Annotated in this window: 23 protein-coding genes; 21 read left to right on the forward strand and 2 right to left on the reverse strand. The window is 69.8% G+C overall.

Features of this window, described 5'->3' with window-relative positions; translation table 11 throughout:
• From rho to RMN98_RS14530, 20 genes are all read left to right on the forward strand, one after another.
• A partial coding sequence (gene rho, locus RMN98_RS14435; protein ID WP_309649516.1) for a transcription termination factor Rho occupies positions 1–1,236 on the forward strand: 1,236 nt, incomplete at its 5' end.
• 50 nt (positions 1,237–1,286) lie between these two features.
• Positions 1,287–1,670: a response regulator gene (locus RMN98_RS14440; RefSeq protein ID WP_309649517.1), complete on the forward strand. Its 384-nt coding sequence runs from the start codon at positions 1,287–1,289 to the stop codon at positions 1,668–1,670.
• Positions 1,671–1,908: 238 nt separating this feature from the next.
• Positions 1,909–3,441 carry an ATP-binding protein gene (locus tag RMN98_RS14445; RefSeq protein WP_309649518.1) on the forward strand — a complete coding sequence of 511 codons (1,533 nt, stop codon included), beginning with the start codon at positions 1,909–1,911 and terminating at the stop codon, positions 3,439–3,441.
• Between the two features lie 111 nt (positions 3,442–3,552).
• A complete protein-coding gene (rpmE, locus tag RMN98_RS14450) occupies positions 3,553–3,789 on the forward strand; it encodes a 50S ribosomal protein L31 (protein ID WP_309649519.1) in 237 nt (78 codons plus the stop codon).
• 115 nt (positions 3,790–3,904) lie between these two features.
• Positions 3,905–4,978, forward strand: coding sequence for a peptide chain release factor 1 (prfA, locus tag RMN98_RS14455; protein ID WP_309649520.1), 1,074 nt, complete (start codon positions 3,905–3,907; stop codon positions 4,976–4,978).
• On the forward strand, positions 4,978–5,820 hold the full coding sequence (gene prmC, locus RMN98_RS14460; RefSeq protein WP_309649521.1) for a peptide chain release factor N(5)-glutamine methyltransferase: 843 nt from the start codon (positions 4,978–4,980) through the stop codon (positions 5,818–5,820). The genes prfA and prmC overlap by 1 nt, the downstream gene beginning before the upstream one ends.
• A 4-nt stretch (positions 5,821–5,824) precedes the next feature.
• Positions 5,825–6,484 carry an L-threonylcarbamoyladenylate synthase gene (locus RMN98_RS14465; protein WP_309649522.1) on the forward strand — a complete coding sequence of 220 codons (660 nt, stop codon included), beginning with the start codon at positions 5,825–5,827 and terminating at the stop codon, positions 6,482–6,484.
• A gap of 10 nt (positions 6,485–6,494) precedes the next feature.
• On the forward strand, positions 6,495–7,670 hold the full coding sequence (locus RMN98_RS14470; protein ID WP_309649523.1) for an MraY family glycosyltransferase: 1,176 nt from the start codon (positions 6,495–6,497) through the stop codon (positions 7,668–7,670).
• A gap of 45 nt (positions 7,671–7,715) precedes the next feature.
• Positions 7,716–8,177: a hypothetical protein gene (locus RMN98_RS14475; protein WP_309649524.1), complete on the forward strand. Its 462-nt coding sequence runs from the start codon at positions 7,716–7,718 to the stop codon at positions 8,175–8,177.
• A 30-nt stretch (positions 8,178–8,207) separates the two neighbouring features.
• Positions 8,208–8,459 (forward strand): AtpZ/AtpI family protein, encoded by a 252-nt coding sequence (locus RMN98_RS14480; protein WP_309649525.1) that lies wholly within the window; start codon positions 8,208–8,210, stop codon positions 8,457–8,459.
• A 61-nt stretch (positions 8,460–8,520) separates the two neighbouring features.
• The gene (atpB, locus tag RMN98_RS14485; RefSeq protein ID WP_397209701.1) at positions 8,521–9,345 is read left to right on the forward strand and encodes a F0F1 ATP synthase subunit A; all 825 of its coding nucleotides are present in this window, start codon (positions 8,521–8,523) and stop codon (positions 9,343–9,345) included.
• A gap of 65 nt (positions 9,346–9,410) precedes the next feature.
• Entirely contained in the window at positions 9,411–9,599 is a 189-nt protein-coding gene (gene atpE / locus RMN98_RS14490) for an ATP synthase F0 subunit C (RefSeq protein ID WP_174813006.1), read from the forward strand.
• A gap of 48 nt (positions 9,600–9,647) precedes the next feature.
• Positions 9,648–10,232: a F0F1 ATP synthase subunit B gene (locus tag RMN98_RS14495; RefSeq protein ID WP_309649527.1), complete on the forward strand. Its 585-nt coding sequence runs from the start codon at positions 9,648–9,650 to the stop codon at positions 10,230–10,232.
• Positions 10,232–11,041, forward strand: a complete 810-nt coding sequence (locus RMN98_RS14500) for a F0F1 ATP synthase subunit delta (protein WP_309649528.1) — start codon at positions 10,232–10,234, stop codon at positions 11,039–11,041. The genes RMN98_RS14495 and RMN98_RS14500 overlap by 1 nt, the downstream gene beginning before the upstream one ends.
• 58 nt (positions 11,042–11,099) lie before the next feature.
• A complete protein-coding gene (atpA, locus tag RMN98_RS14505; protein ID WP_309649529.1) occupies positions 11,100–12,737 on the forward strand; it encodes a F0F1 ATP synthase subunit alpha in 1,638 nt (545 codons plus the stop codon).
• Between the two features lie 3 nt (positions 12,738–12,740).
• On the forward strand, positions 12,741–13,655 hold the full coding sequence (locus tag RMN98_RS14510; RefSeq protein WP_309649530.1) for a F0F1 ATP synthase subunit gamma: 915 nt from the start codon (positions 12,741–12,743) through the stop codon (positions 13,653–13,655).
• A gap of 17 nt (positions 13,656–13,672) precedes the next feature.
• Positions 13,673–15,130, forward strand: coding sequence for a F0F1 ATP synthase subunit beta (gene atpD, locus RMN98_RS14515; protein ID WP_091111509.1), 1,458 nt, complete (start codon positions 13,673–13,675; stop codon positions 15,128–15,130).
• Positions 15,130–15,516, forward strand: a complete 387-nt coding sequence (locus tag RMN98_RS14520) for a F0F1 ATP synthase subunit epsilon (RefSeq protein WP_309649531.1) — start codon at positions 15,130–15,132, stop codon at positions 15,514–15,516. Before atpD ends, RMN98_RS14520 begins: the two co-directional genes overlap by 1 nt.
• 114 nt (positions 15,517–15,630) lie before the next feature.
• Positions 15,631–16,071: a DUF2550 domain-containing protein gene (locus RMN98_RS14525; RefSeq protein ID WP_309649532.1), complete on the forward strand. Its 441-nt coding sequence runs from the start codon at positions 15,631–15,633 to the stop codon at positions 16,069–16,071.
• Positions 16,068–17,246 (forward strand): MFS transporter, encoded by a 1,179-nt coding sequence (locus tag RMN98_RS14530; protein ID WP_309649533.1) that lies wholly within the window; start codon positions 16,068–16,070, stop codon positions 17,244–17,246. The genes RMN98_RS14525 and RMN98_RS14530 overlap by 4 nt, the downstream gene beginning before the upstream one ends.
• A 14-nt stretch (positions 17,247–17,260) precedes the next feature.
• Here RMN98_RS14530 and RMN98_RS14535 read toward each other — a convergent pair whose 3' ends face one another.
• The gene (locus tag RMN98_RS14535) at positions 17,261–18,004 is read right to left on the reverse strand and encodes a hypothetical protein (RefSeq protein WP_309649534.1); all 744 of its coding nucleotides are present in this window, start codon (positions 18,002–18,004) and stop codon (positions 17,261–17,263) included.
• Positions 18,005–18,006: 2 nt separating this feature from the next.
• Positions 18,007–18,579, reverse strand: a complete 573-nt coding sequence (locus RMN98_RS14540; protein ID WP_309649535.1) for a cob(I)yrinic acid a,c-diamide adenosyltransferase — start codon at positions 18,577–18,579, stop codon at positions 18,007–18,009.
• A gap of 32 nt (positions 18,580–18,611) precedes the next feature.
• Here RMN98_RS14540 and RMN98_RS14545 point away from each other — a divergent pair, with 32 nt between their 5' ends.
• The gene (locus tag RMN98_RS14545; protein WP_309649536.1) at positions 18,612–19,220 is read left to right on the forward strand and encodes a hypothetical protein; all 609 of its coding nucleotides are present in this window, start codon (positions 18,612–18,614) and stop codon (positions 19,218–19,220) included.
• The last annotated feature ends 18 nt before the right edge of the window (positions 19,221–19,238 follow it).

Here is a 19,238-nt window from a genome sequence, read left to right on the forward strand (position 1 = left end):
CGGCGGCGCGGCCGCGACCGCGACCGCAACGGCCGTCAGGCCGGGCCGGGCGGAGCGGGTCGCAACGAGCCCGACACCACGATCCTCGAGGACGACGTGCTGGTCCCGGCGGCCGGCATCCTCGACGTGCTCGACAACTACGCCTTCGTGCGCACCAGCGGCTACCTCCCCGGCACCGAGGACGTCTACGTCTCGCTGTCGATGGTCCGCAAGTACGGCCTGCGTCGGGGCGACGCGATCCTCGGCCAGGTGCGTCAGCCGCGCGAGGGCGAGGGCAAGGCCAAGTTCAACCCGATGGTGCACATCGAGAGCGTCAACGGAGCCGACCCCGAGACCGCCAGGAACCGGGTGGAGTTCCAGAAGCTGACGCCGCTCTACGCGTCGGAGCGACTGCGCCTCGAGACCGAGCCGGGCAACCTCATCGGCCGTGTCATCGACATCGCAGCGCCCATCGGCAAGGGTCAGCGCGGGCTCATCGTGTCGCCGTCCAAGGCCGGCAAGACGATGATCATGCAGTCGATCGCCAACTCGATCACCACCAACAACCCCGAGTGCCACCTCATGGTGGTGCTGGTCGACGAGCGTCCTGAGGAGGTCACCGACTTCGAGCGCTCCGTCAAGGGTGAGGTCATCTCCTCGACCTTCGACCGCCCGGCCTCCGACCACACCATGGTGGCCGAGCTGGCGATCGAGCGGGCCAAGCGCCTCGTGGAGCTCGGCCACGACGTCGTGGTGCTGCTCGACGGCATCACCCGGCTGGGCCGCGCCTACAACCTCGCCGCTCCTGCGAGCGGCCGGATCCTGTCCGGTGGCGTCGACTCGGCTGCTCTCTACCCGCCGAAGAAGTTCTTCGGGGCCGCCCGCAACATCGAGAACGGCGGCTCGCTGACGATCCTGGCCACGGCCCTGATCGAGAGCGGCTCGAAGATGGACGAGGTGATCTTCGAGGAGTTCAAGGGCACCGGCAACATGGAGATCCGGCTGCGTCGCGACTTCGCCGACAAGCGCATCTTCCCCGCGATCGACGCCGTGCAGTCGGGCACCCGTCGCGAGGAGCTCCTGATGAGCAAAGAGGAGCTGGCCATCATCTGGAAGCTCCGCCGCGTGCTCTCCGGGCTCGACAGCCAGCAGGCGTTGGAGCTGCTCCTGGAGCGCCTGAAGAAGTCGCAGAGCAACATGGAGTTCCTGCTCCAGGTCCAGAAGACCACGCCGACGGCAGGCGGCTCGGACGACTGAGTCCGACCGGGGCTAGGCTGACCGCACTACCACCAGGGGAGAGGGACGACGTGGCACGCATCGTGGTCGCTGATGACGACGTGGACATCCGTGAGCTCGTCGAGTTCAAGCTGTCGACGCTCGGGCACGAGATCGTCGCCGTGGGCGACGGGGCCGCGGCCGTCGAGGCCTGCCAGGCGCAGCGTCCCGACCTGGCGGTGCTCGACGTGATGATGCCCGGCACCTCGGGGCTCGACGCCATCCGGCTGATCCGCGCCGACCCGGCGCTGGTCGACCTGCCGGTGATCCTGCTGACGGCTCGCGCCCAGGAGTCCGACGTCGAGACCGGGTTCGACTCCGGAGCCGACGACTACATCACCAAGCCGTTCAGCCCCCGCGAGCTGGCCTCGCGGGTCGAGGCCCTGCTCGCGCGGGCCCAGGGCGGTGTCTCCTAGCGGACTGCTCCTGGAGCTCGCCGAGCTGCCTGGACCACCCCACGCGTTGTCCCACGAGCGACCCCCGTCAACGAGTACCGTTGTGCTCGGCGGTGGGGGCCGCCGCTCGTGAGGGGGGACCGTGGTCGCAGCAGTGCGCAGCACACCGTCTCCCCGACCGACCCCGCGATCGGGGAGATCCCCGGGGAAGCCCCCCAAGGTCGAGCGCGGCCGACCGGTCGCGCGCCTCGTCGGACCGGTGTTCTTCCGCGTCGGCATGCTGGTCGCGGCGATAGCGGCCGTCTGCGTGGTCGGGGTGGTCCTCTCGGTGCGTTCCGTGGACCACCTGACCGACGACGTCGAGCGGTCGGCCGACGCTAACGCCGCGGTGCTCCTCGACGTCACCGAGATGGATGGCGCCGTGGGCGCCTGGGTGCAGAGCGGCCAGGCGTCGGCGCGCGACGACTACACACAGGCCTTCCGGAGGCTGCCGGCCGACCAGGAGATCGTCCGGCGCCTGACGGACGGCGACGCCGAGCTGGACCTGCTGGTCACCCGGTTGGAGGACACCGTGCAGGCCTGGGTCGACGGCTATGCGGCGCCGCGCATCGTCGCGGAGGGCGGTGCCGGGTCCTTCGCGCCCCAGCGCTTCCGGGTCGGGCGTGAGCTCTTCTCCGAGGTGACCTCCGCCCACGCCGAGACCGAGCGCGCGCTCGCCTCCCGGATCCGCGAGGCCCACCAGGAGGCGACCCTGCGGTTGCGCGGCACGATCGGCGGGGTCCTCCTGCTGGCGATCGCGGCCTGGGTGGTGATCGGGCGGTCGCGGCGGCGTCTGCTGGCGGAGCTCTCCGAGCCGCTGCTGGCCCTCGAGGCAGCGGTGCAGAAGATGACGAAGACCGACCTGGACGCCCGGGCTCCGGCCGGGGGACCCAAGGAGGTCCGGGCCGTCGCGATCGCGCTCAACGACTACGCCGACGGGCAGAGCCGGGCCCGTGCGGTCGAGGGCCGCATCCAGAACGAGCTGCGGGTGCTCGACACCGCCAAGGACGACTTCGTCTCCAACGTCTCGCACGAGCTCCGCACGCCCCTGACCACCATCAGCGGCTACCTCGAGATGGTCGCCGAGGAGTTCGAGGACCGCATCGAGCCGCGCCACGAGCGGATGCTCGAGGCCACCCGGCGCAACGTCACCCGGCTCAAGACCCTGATCGACGACCTGCTCGCGCTGTCCAAAGCGGAGAGCCGCGCGACCGATCTCGAGGCCTCCGACGTCATCTCGATGGTCCGCGACGCCGTGACCGACGTGCGCATCACCGGGGCCCGCCGCGGCATCCGCATCGACGTGGTCGCCCCCGACCAGCCCATGCTGGTGCTCTCGGACCGCGCCATGCTCCAGCGGGCCCTGCTCAACGTGCTCTCCAACGCGGTGAAGTTCAGCCACGACGACGGCGTCGTCGAGGTCGTCGTGGGTCGACACCTCGACGAGCAGGTCGAGATCATGGTCCGCGACCACGGCATCGGGATCCCTCGCGCTGAGCTGGACCGTCTCGGCACCCGCTTCTTCCGCGCCTCCAACGCCGTGACCAACGAGATCGCCGGGACGGGACTGGGCCTGCGCATCGTGCAGACCATCATCGACAAGCACGCCGGCGACGTCATGATCGAGTCGACCGAGGGGGAGGGCACCGCGGTGTTCATCCGCCTCCGGTTGCACGGTCCCGCCCAGCCCGTCGAGACGCTGCCCGCATCAGCCCCTGCAGCGACCCAGCCCCTGACCGCCGCGGGGAATTAGGCAGCACTCGGCGACGTTACCTATTATCGTCAGCTGGTTCCGGTTCACGCTCCCGCAGTCAGCGGGGACGACCCGGCGGCCCTCCCAGCAATGGGAACAGAGAGGACAGTCATGAAGAAGGACATCCACCCCGACTACGTCGTCACCGACGTCACCTGCACCTGCGGCGCGCAGTTCACCACGCGCAGCACCTCGACGGGCGGCTCCATCCGCACCGACGTCTGCTCGCAGTGCCACCCGTTCTACACCGGCAAGCAGAAGATCCTCGACACCGGCGGTCGCGTCGCCCGCTTCGAGGCGCGCTACGCCAAGAAGGCCGCGGCCCCGTCCGAGGCCGACGCCAAGTAGCAACCTCCGAGCGCCGACCCGCTGCCTCCATGCAGTGGGTCGGCGCTCGTGATTTGTCCGCAGCACCCCCCCAGCCCAGCACCAGCCAGGCGCCACGACCACCACAGGAGTCCTCATGTTCGAGGCCGTCGAGGGCTACCTCGCTGAGCACAGCGAGCTCGAGACCCGGCTGGGTGCTCCCGAGACGCACGCCGACGCCCGCCTCGCCAAGCGCCTCAACCAGCGCTACTCCGAGCTGAGCGCGATCATCACGGCCTGGCGCGAGTGGCAGGCCTACGACGGCGACATCGAGGCCGCGCGCGAGCTCGCGGCGGAGGACCCCACCTTCGCCGGCGAGGTCGACGCCCTGGTGGCCGGTCGCGTCCAGGCGGAGGAGCGCGTGCGCTACCTGCTGATCCCGCGGGACCCGGCCGACGACAAGGACACGCTGCTGGAGATCAAGTCGGGGGAGGGCGGCGAGGAGTCGGCGCTCTTCGCCGGGGACCTGCTGCGGATGTACACGCGCTATGCCGAGGCCCGGGGCTGGCGCACCGAGCTGATCGACGCCACCGAGTCCGACCTCGGCGGCTACAAGTCGGCCACGGTCGCCGTGAAGGCCAAGGGCACGCCGGCGCCGGGGGAGGGTCCCTTTGCCCAGCTCAAGTTCGAGGGGGGCGTCCACCGTGTCCAGCGGGTGCCCGTCACGGAGTCGCAGGGTCGCGTCCACACGAGCGCCGCCGGTGTCCTCGTGCTGCCCGAGGCCGAGCAGATCGACGTCACGATCGACGACAACGACCTGCGCATCGACGTCTACCGCAGCAGCGGGCCGGGCGGCCAGAGCGTCAACACCACCGACTCCGCGGTCCGCATCACGCACGTCCCGACGGGCATCGTGGCCAGCTGCCAGAACGAGAAGAGCCAGCTCCAGAACAAGGAGCAGGCGATGCGCATCCTGCGGGCCCGCCTCCTCGCGGCCGCGCAGGAGGAGGCGGACGCCGAGGCGAGCGAGGCACGGCGCAGCCAGATCCGCACGGTCGACCGGTCGGAACGCATCCGCACCTACAACTACCCCGAGAACCGGATCTCCGACCACCGCACGGGCTACAAGTCCTACAACCTCGACCAGGTGCTCGACGGCGACCTCCAGCCGGTCCTCGACTCCTGCATCCAGGCCGACCTCGACTCCCGCCTCGCGGCGCTCGAGGACTGATGGAGCAGCGTCGGCGGCTGCTGACGGCCGCGACCGACCAGCTGCGCTCCGCGGGGGTCGCCAGCCCTGAGCACGATGCGGCCGAGCTGCTCGCCCACACGTTGGGCAGCGAGCGTTCGCGCCTCTTCCTGGTCGACGAGGTCGCCGACGACGTCGCCGAGGCGTACGCCGTGCTGGTGGCACGTCGTGCCGCTCGCGAGCCGCTGCAGCACCTGACCGGCGTCGCTTGGTTCCGCCACGTCGAGCTCCGTGTCGGCCCCGGCGTCTTCGTGCCGCGGCCGGAGACGGAGCTGCTGGCCGGGTGGGCGATCGAGCAGGCGTCCGCGCTGCAGTCTCCCGTGGTGCTCGACCTCTGCACCGGCTCCGGCGCGATCGCCAAGTCGATCGCCGACGAGGTGCCGTCTGCGCAGGTGCACGCGGTGGAGCTCGACGAGCAGGCGCTGGACTGGGCGGCGCGCAACCTCGCCGGCACCGGGGTTGACCTGCGCCACGGCGACCTCGCGACCGCCTTCGACGACCTGGTGGGCCAGGTCGACGTGATCGCCTGCAACCCGCCCTACATCCCGCTCGACGCGTGGGAGTCCGTCGCTGTCGAAGCCCGCGACCACGACCCCCACCTGGCTCTCTTCTCCGGCGACGACGGCCTGGACGCGATGCGGGTCCTCGAGGAGCGCGCTGCGCTCCTGCTGAGGCCGGGCGGGGTCGTCGGCGCCGAGCACGCGGACGCCCAGGGGGAGCTCGCGCCCGCGGTGTTCGAGCGGACCCGGCGCTGGACCGACGTACGAGATCATCACGATCTGGCCGGGCGAGCGCGCTTCGTGACGGCACGACTGGCACGATGAGGCCGTGAGCGAGCGTTACGCGACCGAGAGTCCCGACGAGCTGGAGTCCGCGATCGAGGCGGCGAGCCTGGCCGTGCAACGTGGGCTGCTGATCGTCCTGCCGACCGACACCGTCTACGGCGTCGGTGCCGACGCCTTCGAGCCCGACGCCGTCGCGTCCCTGCTCGAGGCGAAGGGGCGTGGGCGTGACATGCCGCCTCCGGTCCTGGTGAGCTCGGCGACCACGATCGACGCGCTGGCGGTCAAGGTGCCCGGCTACGCGCGGGCGCTGGTCGACGCCTTCTGGCCCGGCCCCCTGACCCTGGTCTGCCACCAGCAGCAGTCCCTGCAGTGGGACCTCGGCGACACCCGCGGCACGGTCGCGATCCGGATGCCCGACCACCCGGTCACGCTCGAGATCCTCGAGCGCACAGGTCCGCTCGCGGTCAGCTCCGCCAACCGCACCGGCATGCCCGCGGCCACCGATGCCGACCAGGCCGAGGACATGCTGGGCGACTCGGTCGCGGTGATCGTCGACGGAGGGGAGTCCCCGGGCGGCCAGGCCTCGACCATCGTCGACGTCACGGGCAGCCAGGGCCGCATCCTGCGCCGCGGGGCCCTGTCGCTGGAGGCGCTCAACGAGGTCCTCGAGCCGCTCGGTGCGACGTTGACGGACGAGGAGTGAGGGAAGAGGCATGAGGGAGTACCTCCTGGTCTTCCTCGTCGCCGCGTCCGTCACCTACCTGCTGACGGTCGTCGCCCGTGAGATCGCGCTGCGCACCGGTGCGGTGGCCCAGGTGCGCGACCGCGACGTGCACGCCGAGCCGATCCCCTACCTCGGCGGCATCGCGATGCTCGGGGGGCTGGTCGCGGCCTACGTCGTGGCGCGCGAGCTGCCCTTCCTCTCCAACGGTGGGCCGTTCGTCTTCGAGGACGCCAAGATCGTGCTCATCGCCGGGGCGATGGTCTGCGGCATCGGGGTCCTCGACGACATCTTCGACCTCGACGCCCTGACGAAGTTCGGGGGACAGGTCCTGGCGGTCGGGCTGCTCATCTACTCCGGTCTCCAGTTCAACTTCTTCCCCCGCCCCGACGGCTACCAGCTCGCGCTCGACCCGGCCCAGGGGGCGCTGCTGACCCTCGTGGTGGTCGTCGCGACCGTCAACGCGGTCAACTTCGTCGACGGGCTCGACGGGCTCGCCGCCGGCGTGGTCGGCATCGGGGCCGCGGCGTTCTTCCTCTTCAGCTACCAGCTGGCCAACCTCAACGGCGCCAGCCTGGCCACGACCGCGGCCCTGCTCTCGGCGTCCCTGGCGGGAGCCTGCACGGGGTTCCTGGTTCACAACGTCCACCCGGCCCGGCTGTTCATGGGCGACAGCGGCTCGATGCTGATCGGTCTGGTGCTCTCGACCACGGCGCTCACGATCACCACGCAGTTCCGCGGCAACGAGCTCACCCAGGGCGCCGACGGCTCGCAGGCCAGCCTGCTGCCCTTCCTCCTGCCGCTCGCGCTGCCGGTCCTCATCCTGATCGTGCCGCTGGCCGACCTCGTCCTCGCCGTCGTACGACGCACGCGGGCGGGCCGCTCGCCGTTCGCCCCGGACAAGCAGCACCTGCACCACCGGCTCCTCGAGATCGGGCACTCCCACCGCCGTGCGGTGGCCATCATGTGGCTCTGGGCGGCCCTGATCGCCTTCGGCACGGTGCTCGCCAGCCTCTACACCGGCCCCCGGATGTGGGGGTCGTTGGGCGTGATGGCTGCGGTGACGGTGGTGCTCACGTTCGTGCTCCCGCGCTTCGCCAAACCCCTCGTCGCAGCCCCCGAGGAGAGGCTCCCGGAGCCGGATTCGGAGCGCTCCGAGACCTTGTGATAGTTTTCACGAGCACCCCGAACGACCTCCACAGAACGGCCGCCAATGATGACGACCGAGGCTCCCCGCACCGGACAGGTTGACCGCGACAGCGGTGTCAGCGTGCTCCTCGGTGCGGCTGCGGCCGCCGTGGTCCTGGGGCTCGTGGCCACCGCCGTCGGCGCGGTCGTGAGCGGCTCCGAGGCCGCCCTCGGCGCCCTGGTCGGCACCGTCCTGGTCGTCGGGATCCTCGGGTTCGGGTCCCTCGCCGTCAACGTCGTCGCGGGCCTGGTGCCCACGCTGGCGCTGATGGTCGCGATGACGACCTACGTGCTCCAGGTGGTGCTCATGGGCATGGTCTTCGCGGCCCTCTCCGGCAGCGGCCTGCTCGACACGACGCTCGACCGCGACTGGCTCGCGGGTGCGGTCATCGGCGGCACCGCGATCTGGCTCGTGAGCCAGGTCCTGCTGACCACGCGCCGCCGGATTCCGGTCTACGACCTGCCCACCGAGGGGGGTGCGCGATGACCACCAGCGACTGCTATTGTCCGGTTCGCGATGGCTCAGGAGATTCCCCCCGGGGAGCACGACGACGGACCACGCGGAGATCCCTGGAACGCTTTCGGCTACCTGGTCTCCGGGGTCCTGCTCTACGGTCTCGCCGGATGGCTGCTCGATCGCTGGCTGGGCACGACCTTCCTGGTAGCGATCGGCATCCTGCTGGGCGCGATCCTCGGGACCTACCAGACCTGGGCCCGCTTCCGGATCCCGGACAGCTCCGCCACCACCACGCAGAAGAAGCAGCAGTAGTGCACGAGAACGTAGTGAAGACACAGGAGACACGTTGAGCGGCATCGGCAGCGCACTTCTCATGCAGGGAAGCATCCGGACCGAGGGTGGAGAGGGCTTCACGCCTCCCGGACCCGCGGACTTCGACCTTCCCCCCGTATTCGGCGGCGGTTCGTCGTTCTCCTTCATGGGACAGGAGTTCGTGCTCGGCGTCACCAAGCCGATGCTCCAGGTCGTCTTGTCGGGCGTGCTGATCTTCGCCTTCTTCTACGTGGCCTCGCGCAAGCGCGCCATGGTCCCGGGCAGGCTGCAGTTCGTCGGCGAGGAGACCTACGGCTTCGTGCGCAACTCGCTGGGCCGCGACATCATCGGCAGCCACGACTTCCGCCGGTTCACGCCCTACCTCTTCACGTTGTTCACGTTCATCCTGCTGAACAACCTCTTCGCCTCGATCCCGTTCATCCAGTTCCCGACCTTCTCCCGCTCGGGCATGGTCTACGGCCTGGCCGTCATGAGCTGGATCATCTACAACTACGCCGGCATCAAGAAGCACGGCTTCGTCGGCTACCTGAAGCTCCAGTGCGTGCCTGCGGGCATCAAGGGCCCGATCCTGGCCCTGCTCATCCCTCTCGAGTTCATGTCCAACATCCTCGTCCGGCCCGTCACCCTCGCGCTGCGACTCTTCGCCAACATGTTCGCCGGCCACCTGCTGCTGATCCTGTTCGCGCTCGGAGGTGAGTACCTCATCGTCGAGATGGGTGCCGCCTACGCCCCGGTCGGCATCCTCGCGTGGGTGCTGTTCGTGGCCGTTGCCTTCCTGGAGATCCTGATCCAGTTCCTCCAGGCGTATGTGTTCGTCCTGCTCAACGCCATGTACATCTCAGGTGCTCTCGCTGACGAGCACTGAGCTGACGTAAGAAAACAACCGAAAGGAAGATTGCCGTGGATGGCACTCTGAACGGCTCGCTCAACATGGTCGGCTACGGCCTCGCTGCGATCGGCCCCGGTATTGGTATCGGTCTGATCTTCGCCGCCTACATCAACGGCGTCGCGCGCCAGCCCGAGGCGCAGTCGCGACTGCAGTCGATCGCGATCCTCGGCTTCGCGCTCGCCGAGGCCCTGGCCATCATCGGTATCGCCCTCGCGTTCGTCCTCAGCTGACCTCGTCGACCCTGACGAAGGCCACCGACCGAACACGAAGGACCTGCCATGCAGACACAGAACCCCACGTACGTGGTGAGGGCCGCCGAGGAGGGTGAGCTCAACCCGCTCATCCCGCACCTCGCCGAGATCGGGCTCTCGCTCGTCGTCTTTGGGATCCTCTTCTTCCTGGTGAAGAAGTTCGTGGTCCCGGCGTTCGAGGCTACGTATGCCGAGCGCACCACCGCGATCGAGGGTGGGCTCGCAGCTGCCGAGACCAAGCAGGCCGAGGCCGACGCCAAGCTCGCCGAGCTGGAGAAGCAGCTCGCCGACGCTCGGCACGAGGCTGCGCGCATCCGTGAGGAGGCGCGCGAGCAGGGTGCCCAGATCCTGGCGGAGATGCGGGAGCAGGCCCAGGCCGAGTCCACCCGCATCGTCGACCACGGCAAGGCGCAGATCGAGGCGGAGCGCCAGCAGGCGGTCACCTCGCTCCGTGCCGAGGTGGGCGCGCTCGCGACCGGCCTTGCCGGTCGCATCGTGGGCGAGAGCCTGGAGGACGACGAGCGCTCCGCGCGCGTGGTCGACCGGTTCCTCGCCGACCTGGAGGCCATCGAGACGACCGGAGCCGGCACCACCGGCAACGGAGCGGTCTGATGTCCGTGCGTGGCGCTTCTGCCGAGGCCGTGGCCGGTCTGCACGACCGGCTCGGCCAGGTGGCGACCCCGAGCACCGCTCTGGGTCAGGACCTCTTCGGGGTCGCGGGCGTCCTCCGGTCCGAGCCCGCCCTGCGCCGCCTGGCCACGGATGTCTCCACGGACTCCGCGGCCAAGTCCGGCCTGGTGCGCTCCATCTTCGAGGGCAAGATCGACGGGGTCGCTCTCGACCTCGTCGCCGATGCCGTATCGCGTCGCTGGACTGCGACGCGTGACCTCGCGGACGCACTCGAGCAGCTGGGGGTGGTGACCGTCGTCCGGTCGGCCGGCAGCACGCCGGCCGAGGGCAGCCGTCTCTCCGACGAGCTGTTCGGGATCGGTCAGACGATCAACGACAACCCGGAGCTGCGCAGCGCCCTGGGTGACCCCGCTCGCTCCGGCGACGACAAGCGGGCGCTGCTGCGCGCGCTGCTCGAGGGCAAGGTCCTCCCCGAGTCGCTGGTCCTCGCGGAGCAAGCGCTCTCGGGTGCCTACCGCACAGTGGGTCTCGCGATCGCCGACTACCAGAAGATCGCGGCCTCGGTCCACGAGGAGAGCGTCGCCCGGGTGCGAGTCGCCCAGGAGCTCTCCTCCGCCGACCGCGACCGCCTCCAGCGAGCCCTCGCGCGCCAGTACGGACGCGAGGTCCACCTCGACGTGCTGGTCGACTCGTCCCTCCTCGGGGGGATGCGGATCGAGATCGGTGACGACGTCATCGACGGCACGGTCGCGGCGCGCATCGATGAAGCACGACGGAAGCTGGCCGGCTGATCGCCGGCTCCCCGCCCCACCACACGATTTTCACCAGAGTCCAAGAGAGTAGGCAGACATGACGGAGCTTTCGATCCGTCCGGACGAGATCCGGGACGCGCTGCAGAAGTTCGTTTCCGACTACAAGCCGGAGGCCGCCGGCAAGGAAGAGGTCGGCACCGTCGCCGAGGCCGGCGACGGCATCGCGCGGATCAGCGGTCTGCCCTCGGCCATGGCCAACGAGCTCCTCGAGTTCGAGGACGGCACCCTGGGCCTGGCCCTCAACCTCGACACCCGCGAGATCGGCGCCGTCGTCCTCGGTGACTTCGACAAGATCGAGGAGGGTCAGACCGTGCGCCGCACCGGCGAGGTCCTCTCGGTCCCCGTCGGCGAGGGCTACCTCGGTCGCGTGGTCGACCCGCTCGGCAACCCGATCGACGGGCTCGGCGACATCGAGACCGACGGCCGTCGTGCCCTCGAGCTCCAGGCCCCCTCTGTCATGCAGCGCAAGTCGGTGCACGAGCCGCTCGCCACGGGCATCAAGGCGATCGACGCCCTGACCCCCGTCGGCCGCGGTCAGCGCCAGCTGATCATCGGTGACCGCGCGACCGGCAAGACCACGGTCGCCATCGACACGATCATCAACCAGAAGCAGTACTGGGACTCCGGTGACCCGACGAAGCAGGTGCGCTGCATCTACGTCGCCATCGGTCAGAAGGGCTCGACCATCGCCTCCGTGCGTGGTGCCCTCGAGGAGGCCGGGGCGCTGGAGTACACCACCATCGTCGCCGCTCCCGCATCCGACAGTGCTGGCTTCAAGTACCTCGCCCCTTACACCGGCTCGGCCATCGGCCAGCACTGGATGTACGCCGGCAAGCACGTCCTCATCGTGTTCGACGACCTGACCAAGCAGGCCGAGGCCTACCGCGCCGTGTCGCTCCTGCTGCGTCGCCCGCCGGGTCGCGAGGCCTACCCCGGTGACGTGTTCTACCTGCACAGCCGTCTGCTGGAGCGGTGCGCGAAGCTCTCGGACGACCTGGGTTCCGGCTCCATGACGGGTCTGCCCATCGTCGAGACCAAGGCCAACGACGTCTCGGCGTTCATCCCGACCAACGTCATCTCGATCACCGACGGCCAGATCTTCCTGCAGTCGGACCTCTTCGCCGCCAACCAGCGCCCCGCCATCGACGTGGGTGTCTCGGTCTCGCGCGTGGGCGGCGCGGCCATGACCAAGGCGATGAAGAAGGTCACCGGCTCGCTGAAGGTCGACCTGGCGCAGTTCCGTGCCATGGAGGCGTTCGCGATGTTCGCCTCGGACCTCGACGCGGCCTCGCGCCAGCAGCTGGACCGCGGGTCGCGCCTGATGGCGCTGCTCAAGCAGCCGGCCTACTCGCCCTACCCGCTCGACGAGATGACCGTCTCGCTGTGGCTGGGCACCAGTGGACGCCTCGACCGCGTCCCGGTCGAGGACGTGCTGCGCTTCGAGCGTGAGTTCCTCGACTACCTGCGTCGCTCGCACGACGGCATCCTGGCCGCCATCCGTGAGTCGATGAAGTTCGAGGACGAGACCGAGTCCTCCCTCTCCGACGCCTACGACTCCTTCCTCAACGAGTTCGAGACCTCCGAAGGTGGCTCGATCAAGGTCGGCCACGAGGCCCCGGCCGAGGCGCTGGAGGACGAGGACCAGGAGCAGATCGTCAAGCAGAAGCGAGGCTGACCCATGGCCCTCTCGCTGCGTGAGTACCGCGCGCGGATCAAGTCGACGGAGTCGATGAAGAAGATCACGCGCGCCATGGAGCTCATCGCTGCGTCCCGCATCATCAAGGCGCAGCAACGGGCTCAGGCGGCAGCGCCCTACGCCCGGGAGCTGACGCGTGCGGTGTCGGCCGTCGCGACGTTCTCGAACGTCGACCACCCGTTGACGCGTGAGGAGGACGACCCCAAGCGGGCCGCCGTCCTCGTCGTGACCAGCGACCGTGGTCTGGCAGGTGCCTACTCCTCGAGCGTGCTCAAGGAGGCCGAGCGGCTCGCCGAGAAGCTGCGCGGCGAGGGCAAGGAGATCGACTGGTACATCTGCGGTCGCAAGGGCGAGGCCTACTTCAGGTTCCGTCAGCGTCCCGTGGTCCAGTTGTGGACCGGGTTCTCCGACCAGCCCTCCTACGAGGTCGCGGCGGAGGTCGGGCGTGCCCTGATCGAGTCGTTCCTCAAGGAGCAGGGCGAGGACGGTGACGTGGACGAGGTCCACGTCGTCTACACGCGCTTCCGCTCGATGCTGGTCCAGGAGCCCACGGCCGTGCGCCTGCTCCCGCTCGAGGTCATCGAGGGGGAGGAAGCACCCGAGACGCACGAGGTGCTCCCGCTCTACGAGTTCGAGCCCTCCGCCGAGGCCGTGCTGGACGGTCTGCTTCCGCAGTACGTCCAGAGCCGGATCTTCTTCTCCCTGCTGCAGGCCGCCGCTTCCGAGCTCGCGGCCCGCCAGAAGGCCATGAAGTCCGCCACGGACAACGCCGACGAGCTCATCAAGAAGTACACCCGGATCGCCAACCAGGCCCGCCAGGCCGGGATCACCCAGGAAATCAGCGAGATCGTTGGTGGCGTCAACGCGCTGGCCGACGCCAACTCCGCCAACGACTAGCAGAGCGAGTGAGAGACATGACTGCTGTAATCGAAGAGACCCAGAAGGGCTCGGGCTCCGTGAGCACGGGCCGCGTCGCCCGGGTGACCGGCCCGGTCGTCGACGTCGAGTTCCCCTCGGACTCGATGCCCGAGATGTACAACAAGCTCGAGGTCGACCTCGAGCTCGAGGGCGAGACCAAGACGCTGATCCTCGAGGTCGCGCTGCACATCGGCGACGGCATGGTCCGCGCCATCTCGATGCAGTCGACCGACGGGCTGGTGCGCGGCGCCACGGTGACCAACACCGGCGGCCCGATCACCGTCCCCGTGGGCGACATCACCAAGGGCCACGTGTTCAACGCGACCGGTGACGTGCTCAACCTCGAGGAGGGCGAGGTCTACGAGGTCAAGGAGCGGTGGGGCATCCACCGCAAGGCGCCCGCGTTCGACCAGCTCGAGTCGAAGACCACGATGTTCGAGACCGGCATCAAGGTCATCGACCTGCTGACGCCCTACGTCAACGGCGGCAAGATCGGCCTGTTCGGTGGCGCCGGGGTCGGCAAGACCGTGCTGATCCAGGAGATGATCGCTCGCGTCGCCAAGGACCACGGTGGTGTGTCGGTGTTCGCCGGTGTCGGCGAGCGCACCCGCGAGGGCAACGACCTCATCGAGGAGATGACCGACGCCGGCGTCATCGGCCAGACGGCCCTCGTCTTCGGTCAGATGGACGAGCCGCCGGGCACGCGTCTGCGCGTGGCCCTCTCGGCCCTGACGATGGCGGAGTACTTCCGCGACGTCCAGAACCAGGACGTGCTGCTCTTCATCGACAACATCTTCCGTTTCACCCAGGCCGGCTCCGAGGTCTCGACCCTGCTGGGTCGGATGCCCTCCGCCGTGGGCTACCAGCCCAACCTGGCGGACGAGATGGGTCAGCTCCAGGAGCGGATCACCTCGACGCGAGGCAACTCGATCACCTCGCTGCAGGCGATCTACGTCCCGGCCGACGACTACACCGACCCCGCGCCGGCCACGACGTTCGCCCACCTCGACGCGACCACCGAGCTCTCGCGAGAGATCGCCTCGCTCGGCATCTACCCCGCGGTGGACCCGCTGACGTCGACCTCGCGGATCCTCGACGCCCAGTACATCGGGCAGGAGCACTACGACTGCGCCATCCGGATCAAGCAGATCCTGCAGCGCAACAAGGAGCTCCAGGACATCATCGCCATCCTGGGCGTCGACGAGTTGTCCGAAGAGGACAAGATCATCGTGTCGCGCGCTCGTCGCATCCAGCGCTTCCTGTCGCAGAACACCTACGTCGCCAAGCAGTTCACCGGCCTCGAGGGCTCGACGGTTCCCGTCAAGGACACCATCGAGGCGTTCAACAAGATCGCGGACGGCGACTACGACCACGTGGCCGAGCAGGCCTTCTTCATGTGCGGCGGTCTCGACGACGTCGAGGCGAAGTGGGCCGAGATCCAGAAGAACCTCTGATGGGTGACCTGCAGGTAGAGCTCGTCGCGGCCGACCGGACCGTGTGGTCCGGCGCGGCCTCGATGGTCATCGCCCGCACGGTCGAGGGCGACGTGGGTGTCCTTCGCGGGCACGCCCCGATGCTCTCGCTGCTCACTGAGGCGACCGTGGAGATCTCCGAGGTCGACGGCCCCGTCGTCGTGGCGGCGGTCGACGCCGGCTTCCTCTCGGTCGCGAACGACCGGGTCTCGATCCTGTCCGAGTACGCCGTGCTCGCCCAGGACATCAAGATCGACGAGGCCAAGGCCGAGCTCGACGCGGCGCACGGTCTGCCCACCAGCGACGAGCGCGAGCTGCGCATCCGTCGGGCCGAGGCCCGCATCCGCGCGGCCGAGAAGGCGTCCTGACCGTGTTCTGATCGCAGCACCGATCATCGGCACCGCGCGTTGCCCCCGGCCCACCTGTGGGTCGGGGGCAACGTGTTCGTTAGGCTGGCGCGACCGAAGGGAGGGAGTGACCGGATGCCGTGGTGGCAGTGGCTGATCGACATCGCCGGCGTCCTCCTCCTGCTCGTCCTCAGCTATGGGCTCGCACTGGTCATCAGGCGTCGTGCTCTCTCGCGTCATGGCGGCACCTTCGAGCTCAGCTTTCGCGTGCGCTCCGACAGGGCCGGCCGCGGCTGGGTCCTGGGCCTGGGTCGCTACTCCGGGCAGACGCTCGAGTGGTTCCGTGTCTTCTCCGTGGCACCGGGGCCCCGGCAGATCTGGGCGCGCGAGACGCTCAGCTATGACGGTCGGCGCGAGGCGCTCGGGGCCGAGCAGATGTCGCTCTATCCCGATCACGTCGTGATCCACTGTCAGACCGCGTCGGGCGAGATCGAGCTTGCGATGAGCGAGGCCTCCTTGACCGGCTTCCAGTCCTGGCTCGAGGCCCGACCGCCCGGCACCGACTGGTCGCGATGACGCCCACGCTGCCGTCCTCCAAGCGTTCGGTGGCGGCGGTCTTCGCGCTCAACGGCGTCCTGATGGCCTCGTTGATCTCGCGGATCCCCTCGTTGCGCGAGCGCCTCGACCTCGACAACGGCGCGCTCGGCCTGCTCCTGCTGGCGATCGCGGCCGGCTCCGTGCTGGCCCTGCCGACCGCGGGGCTGCTCATCGCGCGTACCAGCGCCGCCGACGTCGTACGCCTCGGGGCCGTCGTCTCCGCGGCCGGACTGGTCACCTGCGCACTGGGGGCCTTCACCGCTGGTTCGGTTGCCGGTGCTGGCGTCGGGCTCTTCCTCTTCGGGGTCGGCAGCGGCCTGTGGGACGTCGCGATGAACGTGGAGGGTGCCGAGGTCGAGCGGCTGCTCGGGCGCACGATCATGCCGCGCTTCCACGCCGGCTGGTCCTTCGGCAACATCGGCGGCGCCGCGGTCGGCGTCGCCATGGCCGCGGCCCACGCGCCGGCCGTCGCCCACCTCACGGTGGTGTCGCTGCTGGCGCTCGCGACGGTGCTCGTGGTCGTGCGCGACTTCCTGCCGGTGCGCCCCGAGGAGCCGCACGAGGACGGACCCCCTCGCTCGGCCTGGACCGAGCCCCGCACCCTGGCCATCGGGCTGATGGTGCTGACCTTCGCGATCGCCGAGGGGTCGGCCAACGACTGGCTCTCGCTCGCGCTGATCGACGGCTACGACGCCCGCCACTGGGTCGGGGTCGGCGGCTACGCCGTCTTCGTCACCGCGATGAGCCTGGGGCGGCTCTTCGGGCCGGTCGCCCTGGACCGCCTGGGTCGCCGCGTGGTCCTGTGGGTCTCGGCTGCCGCCGTCGCCTCCGGCACGTTGCTGACCGTGCTGGGGGAGTGGACCCCGCTCGTCGTGCTCGGCATTCTGCTCTGGGGACTCGGTGCCGCCCTCGGGTTCCCCGTCGGCATGAGTGCCGCCGCCGACGACCCGCGGCGCTCGGCGGCCCGGGTGAGCGTGGTGTCGACCGTCGGCTACGCGGCGTTCCTGACCGGCCCGCCTCTGCTGGGTGCGCTCGGTGACCGGGTCGGGACCCTGGACGCGCTTCTCGTCGTCACGGTGCTGATGGCGCCCGCGGCCGTGGCCGTGCTGGCTGCCGCGCCGGCCCCCGGCAGGGTGGACGTGCCGTCGCGCTGAGCGGGCTGCGCGGCTCAGCCTCGGCCGAGCGCGTCCTGCACACTCAGGACCAGCTCGGCGACGACCTGCCCGTAGACGTCGGTCCGGTCCTGGTCGGTGAAGGCGGCGATCGGCACCGACAGGACGACGTCGTCGACCTGGTCCGGCGCGGGCCACGGCGTCAGCACCATCTCGTCGGCCTCGCGGACCTTGAGGTGGAGTCCGACGTCGGCGATGGCCTCCCGACGTCGCTGGAACTCGGGGTCGGCCTCGAGGCGCAGGACTGCCTCCGTCCACGCCGGGTCGAGCGTCACGGAGTGGCCGTGCCGAGGGTCGTCGCCTGCCCAGTCAAGAACGGGGTCGAACGTCGATTCCATGTCGACCGGGAGGTCGAGGGCCTTCCACTCGAGGGTGATCCCGATCCGTGTCCCGGGAAGGGGTGAGTCCGCCTCGTGCGGCATGCCGGCGACGAGCAGGTTCTCGGCCTCGGCCCATGCCCACTCGTCCGGGACGAGGGGCGCGCCCGAGGCGAGCACGCGGTCGTGCTCGGCCCGTCCGGCAGCGATGACAGCCGCGGCGATCCACTCGGCCGTGTCGCCCTGGTGCGAGGCGGGCACCTCGCAGCGCTCCAGGATCCGCTCGACGTGTTCCTCGACCAGGTCGAGGAAGTCCTCGCCCTCGCCGGACTCGCCCAGCGCGCGGTCGAGGGCCGGGGTCGTCGTGTCGTCGGCGACCCCTCCCAGGGTCCCCACCAGCTCCCAGAAGCGATCCGGGAACATCCTCAGCGCTCGCCGCCCGGGACCCACAGCACGTCGCCGGCCTCGCGGTTGGCGTGGCGGGCGAGGATGAAGAGCAGGTCGGAGAGCCGGTTGAGGTAGGTGATGGCCACCGCGCTCATCGTCTCCCCGTGCTGCTCGAAGGCCGCCCACGCTGCCCGCTCCGCCCGTCGTACGACGGTGCGCGCGACGTGGAGGTGGGCGCCGCCGGGCGTGCCGCCGTTGAGGATGAACGAGCGCAGGTTGGGCAGCGACTCGTTGTAGTGGTCGCACCAGGCCTCGAGCCGGTCGACGTAGGCCTGCTCGATGCGCAGCGGCGGGAACTCGGGGTCGGCCACGACCGGCGTGCAGAAGTCGGCGCCCACGTCGAAGAGGTCGTTCTGCACGTGGGTGAGGACCTTGACCACGTCGTCGTCGAGCCCACCGGTGGCGATCGCGACCCCGAGCTGGGCGTTGGCCTCGTCGACGTCGGCGTAGGCGTGCAGCCGGAGGTCGTTCTTGGTGGTGAGGCTCATGTCGCCCAAGCGCGTCTCGCCGGCGTCGCCGGTGCGGGTGTAGATCCTGGTGAGGTTGACCATGGGTGCGAGGGTAGCCAGCATGCGCCAACCTCGTGCCCTCGGCCTGCTCGTCGCCCCTCCCGGCGCTGTCGCTCGCAGTGGCCGGCCTGTTCCACCCGCACAGCCTGGGGGCCGACACCGCCCAGCGGTGGTTCGGCCTGCACGTGGCCGGGCTGCTGGTCTTCCCGCTCGTGGGGGTGGCGCTGGCCGCGCTGGTCCGTGGGCGTCGCGACCCGGTGGCGTGGGTGGTGCGGCTGGCGGCCTACGTCTATGCGACCTTCTACACCGCGCTCGACGTGGTCAGCGGGATGGCCGCGGGCTACGTCACCCGCGAGCTGGGGCCCGGCGTGCCGCGCCCCGACGAGGTGCGGCTGCTGTTCCGGATCGGGACCCCGATCGGGGAGGTCGGGTCGTGGGCGCTGCTGGTGTGCGTCGTGGTGCTCGTGGTCGACCTCCTGGTGCGCCATCGGGTGACCGCCCTGCCCGCCCTCCTGCTGGTGCCGGGTGCGTGGCTGGTGCACACCGACCACATCTTCTCGCCGCTCGGCGTGGCCGGGATGGCCCTGATCGGGGTGGGCTGCGGTGCGCTCGTGGCGGCGCGCCCGGAATTGGTTGCAGTCCAGGTGCAACCTTCTGCGTATGTCGCGCGTCATAGTGGGTAAGCGGTAAGAGACGGCTTC

Source organism: Nocardioides sp. (genome assembly GCF_031397825.1).
In the GTDB taxonomy this organism is placed as follows: Bacteria; Actinomycetota; Actinomycetes; order Propionibacteriales; family Nocardioidaceae; genus Nocardioides.